This window comes from Corynebacterium maris DSM 45190 (assembly GCF_000442645.1).
GTDB lineage: Bacteria > Actinomycetota > Actinomycetes > Mycobacteriales > Mycobacteriaceae > Corynebacterium > Corynebacterium maris.
In genome coordinates this window covers 2,689,443-2,702,591 of the sequence record NC_021915.1, presented here as the reverse complement: position 1 = coordinate 2,702,591, position 13,149 = coordinate 2,689,443, and the positions used below count along the sequence as shown (strand labels likewise).

At 66.6% G+C, this 13,149-nt stretch carries 14 protein-coding genes; 9 read left to right on the top strand and 5 right to left on the bottom strand.

Annotated elements, in window-relative coordinates; genetic code table 11:
• The first annotated feature begins 117 nt into the window (after positions 1 to 117).
• Complete coding sequence (locus B841_RS12570; protein ID WP_052337773.1) at positions 118 to 1,599, top strand: glycosyltransferase family 87 protein; 1,482 nt, start codon at positions 118 to 120, stop codon at positions 1,597 to 1,599.
• The gene (locus B841_RS12565) at positions 1,593 to 1,781 is read left to right on the top strand and encodes a hypothetical protein (RefSeq protein ID WP_020936523.1); all 189 of its coding nucleotides are present in this window, start codon (positions 1,593 to 1,595) and stop codon (positions 1,779 to 1,781) included. The genes B841_RS12570 and B841_RS12565 overlap by 7 nt, the downstream gene beginning before the upstream one ends.
• A 30-nt stretch (positions 1,782 to 1,811) precedes the next feature.
• On the opposite strand, the gene B841_RS12560 is transcribed toward B841_RS12565, so the two are convergent.
• A complete protein-coding gene (locus B841_RS12560) occupies positions 1,812 to 2,888 on the bottom strand; it encodes a YeiH family protein (protein WP_020936522.1) in 1,077 nt (358 codons plus the stop codon).
• A gap of 49 nt (positions 2,889 to 2,937) precedes the next feature.
• Here B841_RS12560 and B841_RS12555 point away from each other — a divergent pair, with 49 nt between their 5' ends.
• The 6 genes from B841_RS12555 (at position 2,938) to B841_RS12530 (ending at position 8,254) form a co-directional block, all read left to right on the top strand.
• On the top strand, positions 2,938 to 3,858 hold the full coding sequence (locus tag B841_RS12555) for a LysR family transcriptional regulator (RefSeq protein WP_211215536.1): 921 nt from the start codon (positions 2,938 to 2,940) through the stop codon (positions 3,856 to 3,858).
• Between the two features lie 144 nt (positions 3,859 to 4,002).
• The gene (gene rpsF / locus B841_RS12550) at positions 4,003 to 4,290 is read left to right on the top strand and encodes a 30S ribosomal protein S6 (RefSeq protein ID WP_020936520.1); all 288 of its coding nucleotides are present in this window, start codon (positions 4,003 to 4,005) and stop codon (positions 4,288 to 4,290) included.
• An 89-nt stretch (positions 4,291 to 4,379) separates the two neighbouring features.
• Positions 4,380 to 5,024: a single-stranded DNA-binding protein gene (locus B841_RS12545; protein WP_020936519.1), complete on the top strand. Its 645-nt coding sequence runs from the start codon at positions 4,380 to 4,382 to the stop codon at positions 5,022 to 5,024.
• Between the two features lie 63 nt (positions 5,025 to 5,087).
• Positions 5,088 to 5,540: a 50S ribosomal protein L9 gene (gene rplI / locus B841_RS12540; RefSeq protein WP_020936518.1), complete on the top strand. Its 453-nt coding sequence runs from the start codon at positions 5,088 to 5,090 to the stop codon at positions 5,538 to 5,540.
• 680 nt (positions 5,541 to 6,220) lie between these two features.
• Positions 6,221 to 7,732, top strand: a complete 1,512-nt coding sequence (gene dnaB, locus B841_RS12535; protein WP_020936517.1) for a replicative DNA helicase — start codon at positions 6,221 to 6,223, stop codon at positions 7,730 to 7,732.
• Between the two features lie 333 nt (positions 7,733 to 8,065).
• Positions 8,066 to 8,254, top strand: coding sequence for a hypothetical protein (locus B841_RS12530; RefSeq protein WP_020936516.1), 189 nt, complete (start codon positions 8,066 to 8,068; stop codon positions 8,252 to 8,254).
• Here B841_RS12530 and B841_RS12525 read toward each other — a convergent pair.
• The 4 genes from B841_RS12525 to B841_RS12510 all read right to left on the bottom strand — a co-directional run bounded on the left by B841_RS12525 (position 8,251) and on the right by B841_RS12510 (position 12,609).
• Positions 8,251 to 9,600, bottom strand: coding sequence for an MFS transporter (locus B841_RS12525; protein ID WP_020936515.1), 1,350 nt, complete (start codon positions 9,598 to 9,600; stop codon positions 8,251 to 8,253). The genes B841_RS12530 and B841_RS12525 overlap by 4 nt on opposite strands.
• A gap of 69 nt (positions 9,601 to 9,669) precedes the next feature.
• Positions 9,670 to 11,961, bottom strand: a complete 2,292-nt coding sequence (locus B841_RS12520; protein ID WP_020936514.1) for a heavy metal translocating P-type ATPase — start codon at positions 11,959 to 11,961, stop codon at positions 9,670 to 9,672.
• Between the two features lie 141 nt (positions 11,962 to 12,102).
• Positions 12,103 to 12,312 carry a heavy-metal-associated domain-containing protein gene (locus B841_RS12515; RefSeq protein WP_020936513.1) on the bottom strand — a complete coding sequence of 70 codons (210 nt, stop codon included), beginning with the start codon at positions 12,310 to 12,312 and terminating at the stop codon, positions 12,103 to 12,105.
• Between the two features lie 75 nt (positions 12,313 to 12,387).
• Positions 12,388 to 12,609, bottom strand: coding sequence for a hypothetical protein (locus B841_RS12510; RefSeq protein WP_020936512.1), 222 nt, complete (start codon positions 12,607 to 12,609; stop codon positions 12,388 to 12,390).
• A gap of 143 nt (positions 12,610 to 12,752) precedes the next feature.
• Between B841_RS12510 and B841_RS12505 the strand changes: the two genes are divergently transcribed.
• A complete protein-coding gene (locus B841_RS12505; protein WP_020936511.1) occupies positions 12,753 to 13,133 on the top strand; it encodes a thioredoxin family protein in 381 nt (126 codons plus the stop codon).
• Positions 13,134 to 13,149 lie beyond the last annotated feature (16 nt).

The window sequence follows — 13,149 nt, the reverse complement described above, 5'->3', positions numbered from 1 at the left end:
CAATCACGTGAATGCACGGCAGAAAGCAGACCCCAGATGAGCGGAGCACCGGAGAAAGGCGCACCCCGCCGCCCCCACGGCCCGACGGAACACCCCGCCCGTCGTTCCTCCCCCGCCATGGAAGAACCCCTCGCCCGCGGCTTCATCACCTTTCTCGGCGGCCGCATCGGCCGCCACGCCGACGTCGGTGTCGCCCGATGGTGGACCCCCGTCCGTGTCCTGACCCTCACGTCGTTGGTGTTCCTGGCCTTCGGCTTCCTGAGCAAGGCGAATTGCCTGCAAGGGACACGCGGCGAGGGCGGGGGCGTCGACCTGGACTGGTCCGGCAACCGCCAATACGTCTCCGCCTGCTACAACGACGTCATCCCCCTGTACCACGGACGCGGGCTCGACCAGCCGGGCTTTCCCTACGCCTACTCCTGGCAGGAAGGCGACCTGACGCGCTACATGGAGTACCCGGTCCTCGCCGGACTGTTCCAAGGACTCACGGGCTGGCTCACCCGCCTCACCTACCCGGTGATTGAGGCGCTGCCCTTCACCATCGCGGAGGCCGCCTGGTACTTCTGCCTCACCGCCTTCCTCCTCGCCGGCCTGTGGGTGATCACCGTGCGCATCGTCGCCGACCTGGCCGGCAACCGCATCTGGGACACCGTCCTGGTCGCCGCCTCCCCGCTGGTCGTCGTCCACGCCTTCACCAACTGGGACATCCCGTCGGTCACCGCGGTCGCGGCGGCGCTGCTGCTGATGAAGAAAGGCCGACCCGGCTGGGCGGGAGTCGCCGTCGGCCTGGGCACCGCCTTCAAACTGTGGCCGCTGTTTATCCTCGGCGCCTATCTCGTGCTTGCCGTGCGCTCGCTGCAGTGGCGGCCGATGACCCGCATGACGATCACCGCCGCCGCGTCCTGGGCGGTCGTGAACGTCCCCGTCCTGCTCGCCTACCCCGCGGCGTGGAAAGAATTCCTCCGCCTCAACAGCGAGCGCGGCTGGGAATGGACCACGGTCTGGGCGGTCGTCGCCCGTGCCACCGGCTGGACGGGCTTCGACTCCGGCGCCGGCGCCCCCACCATCCTTAACGCCGTGACCTTCCTCCTCTTCGCCGGCGCCTGCCTGGCGATCTTCGTGCTCGGCCTCCGCGTGCGGCGTAGGCCCCGGGTGGCGGAACTGGTGTTCCTCATCGTGGCGGCCTTCCTGCTCGTCAACAAAGTCTGGTCGCCGCAGTACTCCCTCTGGCTGCTCATCCCCGCGGTCCTCGCCTTGCCGCGGTGGCGGCTGCTGCTGAGCTGGATGACCGCGGAAGCGCTCGTGTGGCCGGTGTTGATGTGGCACATGCACGGCGTGGAGAACAACGGCGCGCCGGGGGAGCTGTTGAATCTGGTGATCGTGATCCGAGGCGCGTTCATTATTGTGATGATGGTGCTTGTGATCCGCCAGATGCTCGGTCGCGGCCACGACAAGGTCGCGGCGGCGCACGAGGGGCTCGACCCGCTGGCGGGAGCCTTCGGGTGGGCCGACCGGCTCAGCCGCAGATCCGCCGCCGGGCGGGACGGCGCCTCCCACGCAGCGGGAGACGCCCCTGAGAAGAAAGTGTCGTCATGCTGATCACTATGTTGGGGATTGCGTCCATCGTCATCGGTTTCTTCTGCATCGCGACGGCCTTCGTCGCCGTCATGCGGAAAAAGCCGGTGTGGATCCCGGTGACGCTCGGGATCACGTCCCTGATCTTCGTCACCGTCGTCCCCGTCACCCTGGCGATCTTTTTCGCCGCCCAGACGCCCAGCTGACCCATTCTCGGGGCGCGCCGAGAAGGGTCGTCACCCGGTGAGGGAGACGCTGACTCCGACGGCGCCGACGGCCGCCACCGTTACCGACGTGGACAGCCCCAACACCAGGGGCCGCCAACCGACCTGCCGCAGGTCCGTGAACTTCACGCCGCAGCCCAGGGCGAACATCGCCATCGTCAGCAACAGCGTCTGCAGCGTCGACGCGGCGTCCAGCGCCGGGGCGGGCAGGAACCCGGACGCGGCGTCGGCCGTGGCGAGGGCGACCATGGCCAGGAACCCGAGGACGAAACCGGGGATCAGCGGGGGCCGGTGCGCCGGATCCGCGCCTTCCTCCCCGTCGTCGGCGGTCAGTCCGCGGCGCCGCACGTACACCCCGAGCGCCGCGATCACCGCGACCAGCAGGACCACGCGGGCGAGCTTGACGACGACGGCGTACTGCATGGCGGTGGAGTCCGGCCCGTCGATGATCCCCGCCGCGGCCACCACTTGAGCGACCTCATGGACGCCGGCCCCGATCCACGCCCCGGCGACGTCCGGGGCCATGCCGAGCACCCCGGCGAGGGCGGGGAACAGCGGAATGGCGAGGGTGCCGAACAGCACCACCAGCGTCAAGGCCGCGACCACGGTGGCGCGGGCGGCGCGCACCACGGTCTGCGCCCCGGCGACGGCGGCGGCGCCGCAGACGGAAAACCCCGCCGCGATCAGCAGCGTCAGGTGCTCGTCCACGCCCAGCCGGCGGCCCAGCCAGACGGTGAAGGCCATGCCGCCCGCGACGACGGCGCAGACGGTGAGCAGCACTCCCCAGCCCAGGCTCAAGATGTCGGGCAGGGCGATGGCCAGCCCGAGCAGCACGATGCCCAGCCGCAGCAGGTGCTTGGCGGCCACGGTTATCCCTGGGGTGAGGATCTGCGGCAGGTCGATGAGGTTGGCCAGTGCGGCTCCCAACACAATGGCCAGCAACAGCGGCGGCAGCACCGGAACGAGCGCGCCGATCCCCGCCGCCGCGAGGGCGCCGAGCAGGCACAGCGCCAGGCCGGGCAAGGGGGCGAACCAGGCGGGCGTGGCGGCGGCTGGGGCCACGGTGGAGGTGGAGGTACGACAAGTCATATCTTCCATTCTGGCTTGCGGGCCGAGGGGTGGGAAGACTTCCTTTGCCATGAGCACATATCATGAACGCATGAGCCGAGACGCGGAACTGACCACGATGCGACTGTTGGTTCTCATCGGCGACCTGGGATCCGTGGGCAAGGCGGCCCGGCGTCTGGGCATGGCGCAATCTAACGCGTCACGCGCCCTGGCCCGCTATGAGCGCGTCACGGGGTTGCACCTGGTGGACCGTTCCGCCAGCGGATCGCGCCTGAGCCCGCACGGTGAGCTCGTCGCCACCTGGGCGGAAGAGGCGCTCCGTGCGGTCGATGACTTCACGCATGCGGTGGCGTCGCTGCGGGCCGAGGTCGGCGGCCACCTGGCCGTCGGGGCCTCGCAGACGATCGCGGAATATCTCGCGCCGCGGTGGCTGGCCCGTTTCCGCATCGAGCACCCGGAGGTCGAGGTGACCCTCAAGGTCGCCAACTCCGAGGACACCCTGCATGCGCTGGCCACCGGCGTCATCGACATCGGCTTCGTGGAATCCCCGGCGGACGTCACCGGCGTCCGCGTCAACATGCTCCTCAGCGACGAACTCGCCCTCGTCGTCGCCCCCGGCCACCCGTGGGCGCGACGTTCCCGCCCCGTCGACGCGGCGGAACTGGCGGCCACCGCCCTCGTCGTCAGGGAGCCCGGGTCCGGCACCCGGGGCACCCTCGACGCCCTCCTCGACGACCTGGGGCGTGCCGACCCGGCCCTGGAGGTCAGCTCCAATTCCGCGGTGCTCGGTTCCGTCGTCGCCGGGGTCGCGCCGGCGGTGCTCTCCCGCCTGGTGGTCGACGCCGCCCTGCGCACGGGGCAGGTCGTGGACGTGCCCACCACGGGGGTGGACTTGCGCCGCCCGCTGCGGGTGGTGTGGCCGGACGCTCCCCTGGTGCCGCCGGCGAGCGATTTCCTCGCCGTCGCCCGCGCGGAGTCCGCCGGTGGCTGACGGGTCGGGGAGGCGCCGTGGCTGGTTTCGCTTTGACCTGCGATTGCGGTAGTCTGATCGGGTTGCTTGACGCAACGACCCTCCTGCCATACCTAATCTGGGTGTGGCCGAAAAACTACTAGACCACAGGAGGTGATGAGGTCCGTGCGTCACTACGAAGTAATGATCATTCTGAACCCTAGTCAGGATGAACGCACCGCAGCCCCGTCCCTGGACAAGTACCTGGAGATCATCCGCAAGGAAAAGGGATCCGTGGACAAGGTTGATGTGTGGGGCAAGCGTCGCTTGGCCTACCCGATCGAGAAGCAGGAAGAAGGCGTCTACGTCGTCGCCGAGCTGACCTGTAACTCCGAATCTGTTGCGGAGCTCGACCGTCTTCTCAACCTGAGCGACAACGTCCTGCGCACCAAGGTTCTGCGCACCGACAAGTAAGAACGGGAATACTGGGAGGCGGAACAGACACACCCGCCTCCGGAACGCATCATCGCCCGGATATGCACTTGTAAGGAAGAGGAATACACATGGCCATCGGAGACACACCAATCACCCTCGTCGGCAACGTCGTCGCCGACCCGGAGCTGCGCTTCACCCCGTCGGGTGCTGCCGTCGCAAACTTCCGAGTCGCCTCGACGCCGCGCGTGTACAACCGCGATGCGGGTCAGTACGAGGATGGCGAGGCCCTGTTCCTGACCTGCAACGTGTGGCGCCAGGCAGCCGAGAATGTCGCGGAAAGCCTCTCGAAGGGTATGCGCGTCATCGTCAACGGCCGTCTGAAGCAGCGCTCCTACCAGACCAAGGACGGCGACAACCGCACCGTCTACGAGGTGGAGGTCGACGAGGTCGGCCCCTCCCTGAAGTTCGCGACCGCCCAGGTCAACCGCACCCCGCGTGAAGGCGGCGGTGGCGGCGGCTTTGGCGGTGGCGGCAACGCTGGTGGCGGCGGCAACTGGGGCGGAAACCCCGGCGGCGGCTTTGGCGGCGGTGGCAACGCTGGTGGCGGCGGCAACTGGGGCGGAAACCCCGGCGGCGGTTTCGGCGGCGGTGGCAACCCCGGCGGAAACAATCCGAACCAGCAGAACCAGGCGCCGGCGAACGATCCGTGGAACTCCGCGCCCTCGGCCGGCGGTTTCGGCGGATCCGGCGCTGATGATGAACCCCCGTTCTAATGACGAGTTCGTCGCTTCACACATCGAACCACCACCCTTTTTAAACAACGAAAGGCAGGGATCATGAAACTGATCCTCACCGCTGCCGTTGACAAACTTGGCGCTCCCGGCGACATCGTCGAGGTCAAGAACGGCTACGGACGCAACTACCTGCTTCCGCGGGGCCTGGCTATCCCGGCCACCCGTGGCGCAGAAAAGGAGATCGAGGAGATCAAGCGTGCACAGGCTGCCCGCGAAATCCGCGATCTCGACCACGCCCATGAGGTGCGCGAGCAGCTCGACGGCTTGACCGACGTGACCGTGCCGGTGAAGACTTCGGCCAACGGCAAGCTCTTCGGCTCCGTCAAGGCGGGCGACCTCGCTGACGCCGTCAAGAAGGCAGGCGGGCCGACCCTGGACAAGCGCAACATTGAGCTGCCCAAGGGTCTGGTCAAGAAGACCGGTAACTACCAGGTTGTAGTCAAACTGCACCCCGAGGTTTCCGGCAAGGTGAACTTTTCGGTCGTTGCCCAGTAACTCACACAGTTACCACCGGTAATCGACGGCTCTAATACGAGCCCATGACAACAGCATGCTTATGCCCTCGCACGTGGTGCGGGGGCATTCGCATTTTTGGGGCAGTGTGCCAGGTCAAAGTGGTCGCTCTGTGGGTACCATCCTCACCCTGTGGATAGCTGTGGATAATTCACCTCAGGTTCACCTGCCGTAACGTGTGTATTCATTGCGGACGTGGGAAAAATAACCCGACCAAATGGGCTGGTCAGGAAGTTATCCACGAAAGACAACAATCTATCCACAAGACACTCGAGTTCGCTACCTGCGCATACTCCGGAATCGGGAGAAGGTGTGCCCAGTTATCCCCAAAGACTCCACAGGGCAGGGTGGGGGAGACACGCCGTTTACGCACCGTCAACCTGAGTTATCCACAAACGCTGTGGAACATTGGTTGTCAGAAGCGTCCACAGCAGGTTAATTCCAGCGAAGTTGTGCACAGGCCTTGTGCGTAACCAGAGGTCATAGCGTGCGCAGAAACAGCCCGGCCACGCGGATGAGAGTTCTCCCCAGGAGCTGGCCGGCGTCTTTCATGTCGGCCGGAAAACCCCTTACACTCAGATCCATTGACCTCCCCCGGCCCGGCGCCCTGCGCGGCTCCGCGACCCTTCGGGAGGCGACGAGCAGCCCAGCGGAAAGGCATCATGACCACCAGCAGCGGAGCCGGCGACAACACCGGCGACTTTGACAGCTTCGACGACGACTTCGTTCCGCCGCCGGAGCCGGAGGACCCCGACCAGGGCTCCTGGTCCGGAAACCGCGGCGGTGACGGACGTTTCGGCGGTAAGCGACGCTTCCGGAACCGGGGCGGCGACGAACCGCAGCGCTACGGCGATTTCCGGCAGCCCCCGCACGACCGGGAAGCGGAGCAGGGCGTGCTCGGCGCGATGCTGCTCAGCCCGAACACGGTCACCGAGGTGGTCGAGGAGCTGGCGCCGGAGGACTTCTACTACCCGGCGCATCAGCTGATCTACCAGGCGATGCTGGATCTGTACTCTTCCGGCACGGACATTGATCCGGTGATCGTGTCCGGTCGGCTCGACCGGCTCAACGAGCTGGAGCGCATCGGCGGGGCGCCGTATCTGCACACCCTGATCTCTTCGGTGCCCACGGCGGCCAACGCGCGCTATTACGCGGAGATTGTGTCGGAGAAGGCGATCCTGCGCCGGTTGGTGGAAGCCGGCACACGCGTGGTCCAGCTGGGCTACGAGGGCGCGGAGGGCGCCGAGGTCGAAGTCGTCGTCGACCGGGCCCAGCAGGAGGTGTTCGCGGTCGCGCAGAACAAGTCCGTGGAGGACTACCAGGTGCTGGGTGACCTGTTGACCCCGACGCTGGATGAGCTCGCCGCTTTTCAGCGCGACCAGGGCACCGCCATCGGCGTGCCCACGGGCTTCACTGACCTGGACAATCTGACCAACGGCCTGCACGGCGGCCAGATGATCATCATCGCGGCGCGTCCGGGCGTGGGTAAGTCGACGTTGGCGCTCGATTTCATGCGTTCGGCGTCGTTGGGGCACCACAAGTCTTCAGTGATCTTCTCTCTGGAGATGAGCGCCTCGGAGATCGTCATGCGCCTGCTGAGCGCGGAGACGGCCATCAAGCTGACGGACATGCGCGCCGGCAAGATGGAGGCCTCGCAGTGGGACAAGTTGACGGACCGGCTCAATGAGATCCAGGACGCCCCGCTGTTCATCGACGACTCCCCGAGCCTGACGATGATGGAGATCCGTTCGAAGGCCCGCCGCCTGAAGCAGGCGCACGGGCTGGATCTGGTCGTGCTGGACTACCTCCAGCTGATGAGCTCCGGCAAGCAGGTGGAGTCGCGCCAGCAGGAGGTCTCGGAGTTCTCGCGTCAGCTCAAGCTATTGGCGAAGGAGTTGGATGTGCCCGTGATCGCTATTTCGCAGCTGAACCGTGGGCCGGAGAACCGGCCGGACAAGAAGCCGCAGCTGGCGGATCTGCGTGAGTCGGGTTCGCTGGAGCAGGACGCGGACATCGTCATGCTGCTCAACCGCCCGGATTCGCAGGAGCGCGACAGCGAGCGCGCGGGCGAGGCGGACATCATCGTCGCGAAGCACCGTGGCGGGCCGATCGACACGGTGCCGGTCGCGCACCAGTTGCATTACTCGCGTTTCGTGAACATGGCGCACGGCTAAAGCCCTCCGGGAGGGCGATGGCCCTCCGAAGGGAGAGGGGAATCGACCGGGGACGGGGCACCCGGTCGATTTATATTCATCAAACATCATTCTTTTGTGTCACTACTGATCAAACTATGTGATCTACGTCATTGGTCATTTTTGTGGGCTAGGTCGCACCCGTCGGATTTAAGCGCCCCGAAACACGCACTTTTAGGCTGTTTTGGGGCCGTTTTAGGGCAGCCTATCTAAAAATCTCTCCTTTTAGGATTGCCTTACCAATCGCTCTGACCAGTGCAAACTCCGCTACTATCGGGAGCATCGCCAAGCAACAACAACTTTAAGGAGAGCGCGATGAGCATCAAGACCATCAACGCCGACGCGGCCTGTGCAACGACCTTCGCGCGGCTCGACGACACCCCGATGGTGGCCCGCACGGAGGACAACACCCTCCTGCTGAACCTGCCTCGGAGCATCGACGATCTCGCAGAGGTCACCGGCCCCCGCAAGAAGGGCTTCTTTTCCCGCCTGTTCGGACGCTAAGCGTCCAACACCTTCCCCCGCTGTTCGGGCAGGGTGAAGGCAGCCACCGCGGCAATCGCGAAAGACAGCGCGAACAACCCGAACAACCACGCCGCCCCGCCGAACGCCATGACCGGCGGAACGATCAACGGGGCGACGATCGACGCGATGCGGCCGAACCCCGCCGCCGCGCCCGTGCCGGTGGCACGGATATTCGTGGGATACAGCTCCGGGCCGATCGCATACAGCGCGCCCCAGGCGCCCAGGTTGAAGAACGACAGCAGGCAGCCCGCCGCGAGAATCATCCATTCTTCGCTGGCGAGGCCGAAAAGCCCCGCTGAGGCGGCGGAACCGACCAAAAACACCGCCAGGGTCAGGCGCCGTCCCCAGCGCTCGATCAGCCAGGCGGCCACCGCATAGCCCGGCAGCTGCGCCACGGTGATGATCAGCGTGAAGCTGAAGGAACGCACCATGGTGAACCCGTCGGCCACGAGCAACGACGGAATCCACGTGAACGCCCCGTAATAGGACAATGAGACACAGAACCACACGATCCAGAACGCGATCGTGCGGCCCCGCAGGGCGGGGGACCAGATCGACGTCTCCTGCGCCGCGGCCATGTCCTTGGCGACGCCCGGGGACGCCGCGTTTTCCGCGTCGATGCGGGCCAGCTCCTCGGCCGGGACGTCGGCCTCGAAGCTGCGCACCACGTCCTCGGCCTCCTCGCGGCGGCCTTTTCTTTCCAGGAAGCGCACCGATTCCGGCATCCCCCACCGCACATACAGGGCGTAGGCGGCCGGGACCATGCCGATCAACAGCGCCCACCGCCAGCCGTTGTCGGAACCGGCGACCACGAAGGTGCCGATCACGGCCGCGGCGACCCAGCCGACGGCCCACCACGCCTCGAGCAGCACGACCATGCGTCCGCGGATCTTGCGCGGCGAGAACTCGCTGACGAGGGTGGAGGCGACGGGCAGCTCCGCACCGAGGCCCAACCCCACCACGAAACGCAGGGCGATGAGTACGGCCAGACCAGTGGACAGGGCGGAAGCGCCCGTCGCCACGCCGTAGACCAGCAGGGTGACGGCGAAGACTTGCCGACGCCCGAATTTATCGGCCAGCAGTCCGCCGAAGGTGGCGCCCAGCGCCATCCCCAAGAAGCCGACGGAGGCGATCCAGGAGGTTTCCGTGGAGGTGAGGTTCCAGTGCACGGCCAGCGCGGCCATGATGAAGGAGATCAGCCCGACGTCCATGGCGTCGAGCGCCCACCCGACGCCGGAGCCCACGAGCAGACGCCGGTGCTTGCCGGTGACCGGGAGGCGGTCGAGCCGCTGGTTCCGGGTGAGTCGAGGGGCGGGGGAGCTCATTGCGGGGACGTCCTTTTAGGGCCGACGACTGTGACGGCTAAAGGATAACCCCCGCGCGCTGCTCCGCAGTTACTGGTGGCTGGATTTAAAACCGCGCAACGTCAGCGAGTTGAGCACCACGAACACCGACGAGAAGGCCATCGCCATGCCCGCCAGGCCGGGGTTGAGGAACCCGACGGCCGCGACCGGGATGAGCACCACGTTGTAGGCGAAGGCCCAGAACAGGTTGCCCCGGATGGTGGTCAACGTGCGGCGCGACAGGCGGATGGCGTCGCCGGTGGAGCGCAGGTCGTTGTTCATCAGCGTGATGTCGGAGGCCTCGATGGCGACGTCGGTGCCCGCCCCCATGGCCAGCCCCAGGTCCGCCTGGGCCAGGGCGGCGGCGTCGTTCACGCCGTCACCGACCATGGCCACCCGCTTGCCTTCGGCCTGCAGCTTGTCGACGGCCGCGACCTTGTCCTCCGGCATCACGTCCGCGATGACGTTGTCCGGGTCGATGCCGACCTCCTGGGCGACCGCCGCGGCGGCCTTGGCGTTGTCGCCGGTGAGCAGGTGCGGGGTGAGGCCGAGCTTCTTCAGCTGGGCGACCGCCTCGGCGGAGGAGGTCTTGATGGTGTCGCGCACGACGATCACGCCGGCGGGCACGTCGTCGACGTAGACGGCGACGGGGGTGGCGCCCTGGGACTGGGCGTCCTCGAAGGCCGTGGCCAGGTCGGCCGGCAGATCGCCTGCGGGGCGGCCCACGGTGACGGTGCGGCCTTCGACCACGGCGGTGACGCCGCGGCCTGCGGTGTTGGCGAAGTCGGTCGCCTCCGGGGTGACGACCGCGCGGTCCGCCTCCGCGACGACGGCCTTGGCGATGGGGTGCTCGGAGCCGGCTTCGACGGCCGCGGCGAGGGAGAGGACCTTGTCCTCGTCGTGGCCTTGGGTGGCGTGGACGCCGGTGACGGACATGGCGCCCTCGGTGACGGTGCCGGTCTTGTCCATGACGACGGTGTCGACCTGACGGGTGGACTCGAGCACCTCCGGGCCCTTGATCAGCAGGCCCGACTGCGCGCCACGGGAGGTGCCCACCAGCAGGGCGGTCGGGGTGGCCAGGCCGAGGGCGCACGGGCAGGCGATGATGAGCACGGCCACCGCCGCCGAGAACGCCCAGTTCACGTCGTTGCCGATGGCGAGGTGGATGATGAGGGCGAGGATCGCGATGACGATGACCGTCGGCACGAAGATCGCGGAGATCTTGTCCACCAGGCGCTGAACCGGCGCCTTCTTCGACTGGGCCTCGGTGACCAGCTTGGCCATCTGCGACAGCGTGGTGTCTCCGCCGGTGCGGGTGACCTCCACGAGCAGTCGGCCGGAGGTGTTGATCGTGGCGCCGGTGACCGCCGTGCCCACGGCGGCCTCGACGGGGACGGACTCGCCGGTCAGCATCGATTCGTCGATGGCGGAGGTGCCCTCCAGGACGCGGCCGTCGGTGGCGATCTTTTCTCCCGGGCGGACGACGAAGACGTCGCCGACCTGCAGCTGTGAGACGGGAACGCGGACCTCGGCGCCGTCGCGGAGCATGACGGCGTCCTTGGCGCCCATGTCCAGCAGGGACTTCAGGGCGGCCGAGGACTGGCCCTTGGCCCGGACCTCGAACCAGCGGCCGAGCAGCAAGAAGGTGATGACCACGGCGACGGTCTCGAGATAGATGTGGTCCATGCCGTCGTCACGCGGCAGCAGGCTCATCTCCATCACCATGCCGGGTTCGCCGGCGTTGCCGAAGAACAGCGCCCACAGCGACCAGAGGTAGGCGGCGGTGGTGCCCAGGGACACGAGCGTGTCCATGGTGGTGGAGCCGTGGCGCAGGTTCACCCACGTCGCGCGGTGGAAGGGGGCTCCGCCGTAGAGGTAGATCAGGGTGGTCAGCACGAGCGCCGCCCACTGCCAGTTCACGAACTGCAGGTCCGGGATCATGGAGACCGCGACGACCGGGATCGACATGATCGCCGACCAGATCAGCCGGGACTTCAGGTCCTTCGTCTCCGCCTCGCGGGCCTGCTCGTGGCGGTCGCCGACCGCCGCGCCGTCGGCGACGTCTGCGTCGTCGGCTTCGGCGGGGGCGTTCGGGTCGGCCATGGTGAAAGCGTCGTAGCCGGCGTTGCGGACGATCTCGATGAGTTCGCCCTCGTCGAGCTTGGTGGGGTCGTAGTCGATGGCGGCGGACTCGGTGGCGTAATTGACCGTCGCGTTCGCCCCGTCGGCCTTATTGAGCTTGCGCTCGACGCGGGAAGAGCACGAGGTGCATGTCATTCCGGTCACGCCGAGCTCCAGGTGCGCCACGTGGGTGGCGTCCACCGGGGTGGGGGTCTGTGTCATTGTCCTTCACTTCTCGTAGTGGGGTCGGCGGTAGTGTTCTGACCCCTACTATATACCCCCGTGGGGTATCTATCAAGGGTAAAAAACCCGCCACCCCGGGAAACGTGTCCTGGCGGGGTGGCGGGCGAGGTCGGAAGGGGGCTAGGCCTTGACGGTGTAGCCGGCCTCCTCGACGGCGGCGGCGACCTGCTCATCGGTGAAGTCCTCGCCAGCGACGGACACCTGTCCGGTCTCGTGCGAAGCCGTCACGGTGGAGATGCCGGCGATTTCGCCGACTTCTTCCTTGACGGACATTTCGCAATGTCCGCAGGTCATGCCTTCGACGGTGTAATTCTTGACGTTCTCTGCCATGGGTGCAACCTTTCTTCGGGGGGCTCTCCACCTCCGACCGTATACCCCTGAGGGGTACCTATCAAGGGGTGGCGGTCAGTCGTCCTCGTTGACGACGAGGCCGGCGGACTCCACGGTGCCCTCAATCCATTCGTCGCTGATCAGCTCACCGGTGACCTCTAGGGTCCACTCGTTGGAAGCCTTCTCCGACTGGGCCAGTTCTGCACCCTGCATGCCGGGAAGCTCGCTGACCTGCGTGATCAGGTTCTCCCTGGAAAAATCGTTGAGAGTGCCGTGCAGGGTGTAAGTCTTCTGCATCAGACTGCAGTCCTTTCCGTGCGGGAGGGAATGGACTCCGTCCCGCTAGTGTTGTGGTGAACGAAGGATGAATTCACACTAGGTCAACCGCTAGGGTGGGGCCCGAGTTCATGACAAACCCCACATAAATTTAGGAGTAACTTATGGCAACCATCGACATCACCGAGGACACTTTCGAGCAGACCGTCACCGGCGAGGGCATCGTCTTCGTCGACGCCTGGGCAGAATGGTGCGGCCCGTGCAAGCAGTTCGCGCCGACCTACGAGAAGGCCTCCGAGCAGCACTCCGACGCGACCTTCGCCAAGCTGGACACCGAGGCCAACGAGCAGCTGGCCGCGGCCCTGCAGATCCAGGCCATCCCGACCCTGATGGCCTTCCGCGACGGCATCCTCGTCTACCGCGAGGCCGGCGCTCTGCCGCCGGCCGCCTTCGAGGACCTCATCGGCCAGGTCAAGGGCCTCGACATGGACGACGTCCGTAAGCAGGTCGCCGAGCAGAACGCCGCTCAGGAAGAGCAGAACTAACCCCTCGCGGGCACTG

Excerpts from the sequence above, each read along its gene's own strand:
- B841_RS12570 (WP_052337773.1), top strand. The coding sequence starts at position 118 with ATGGAAGAACCCCTCGCCCGCGGCTTCATCACCTTTCTCGGCGGCCGC.
- B841_RS12565 (WP_020936523.1), top strand. The coding sequence starts at position 1,593 with ATGCTGATCACTATGTTGGGGATTGCGTCCATCGTCATCGGTTTCTTC.
- B841_RS12560 (WP_020936522.1), bottom strand. The coding sequence starts at position 2,888 with ATGACTTGTCGTACCTCCACCTCCACCGTGGCCCCAGCCGCCGCCACG.
- B841_RS12555 (WP_211215536.1), top strand. The coding sequence starts at position 2,938 with ATGAGCACATATCATGAACGCATGAGCCGAGACGCGGAACTGACCACG.
- B841_RS12545 (WP_020936519.1), top strand. The coding sequence starts at position 4,380 with ATGGCCATCGGAGACACACCAATCACCCTCGTCGGCAACGTCGTCGCC.
- rplI (WP_020936518.1), top strand. The coding sequence starts at position 5,088 with ATGAAACTGATCCTCACCGCTGCCGTTGACAAACTTGGCGCTCCCGGC.
- dnaB (WP_020936517.1), top strand. The coding sequence starts at position 6,221 with ATGACCACCAGCAGCGGAGCCGGCGACAACACCGGCGACTTTGACAGC.
- B841_RS12530 (WP_020936516.1), top strand. The coding sequence starts at position 8,066 with ATGAGCATCAAGACCATCAACGCCGACGCGGCCTGTGCAACGACCTTC.
- B841_RS12525 (WP_020936515.1), bottom strand. The coding sequence starts at position 9,600 with ATGAGCTCCCCCGCCCCTCGACTCACCCGGAACCAGCGGCTCGACCGC.
- B841_RS12520 (WP_020936514.1), bottom strand. The coding sequence starts at position 11,961 with ATGACACAGACCCCCACCCCGGTGGACGCCACCCACGTGGCGCACCTG.
- B841_RS12515 (WP_020936513.1), bottom strand. The coding sequence starts at position 12,312 with ATGGCAGAGAACGTCAAGAATTACACCGTCGAAGGCATGACCTGCGGA.
- B841_RS12510 (WP_020936512.1), bottom strand. The coding sequence starts at position 12,609 with ATGCAGAAGACTTACACCCTGCACGGCACTCTCAACGATTTTTCCAGG.
- B841_RS12505 (WP_020936511.1), top strand. The coding sequence starts at position 12,753 with ATGGCAACCATCGACATCACCGAGGACACTTTCGAGCAGACCGTCACC.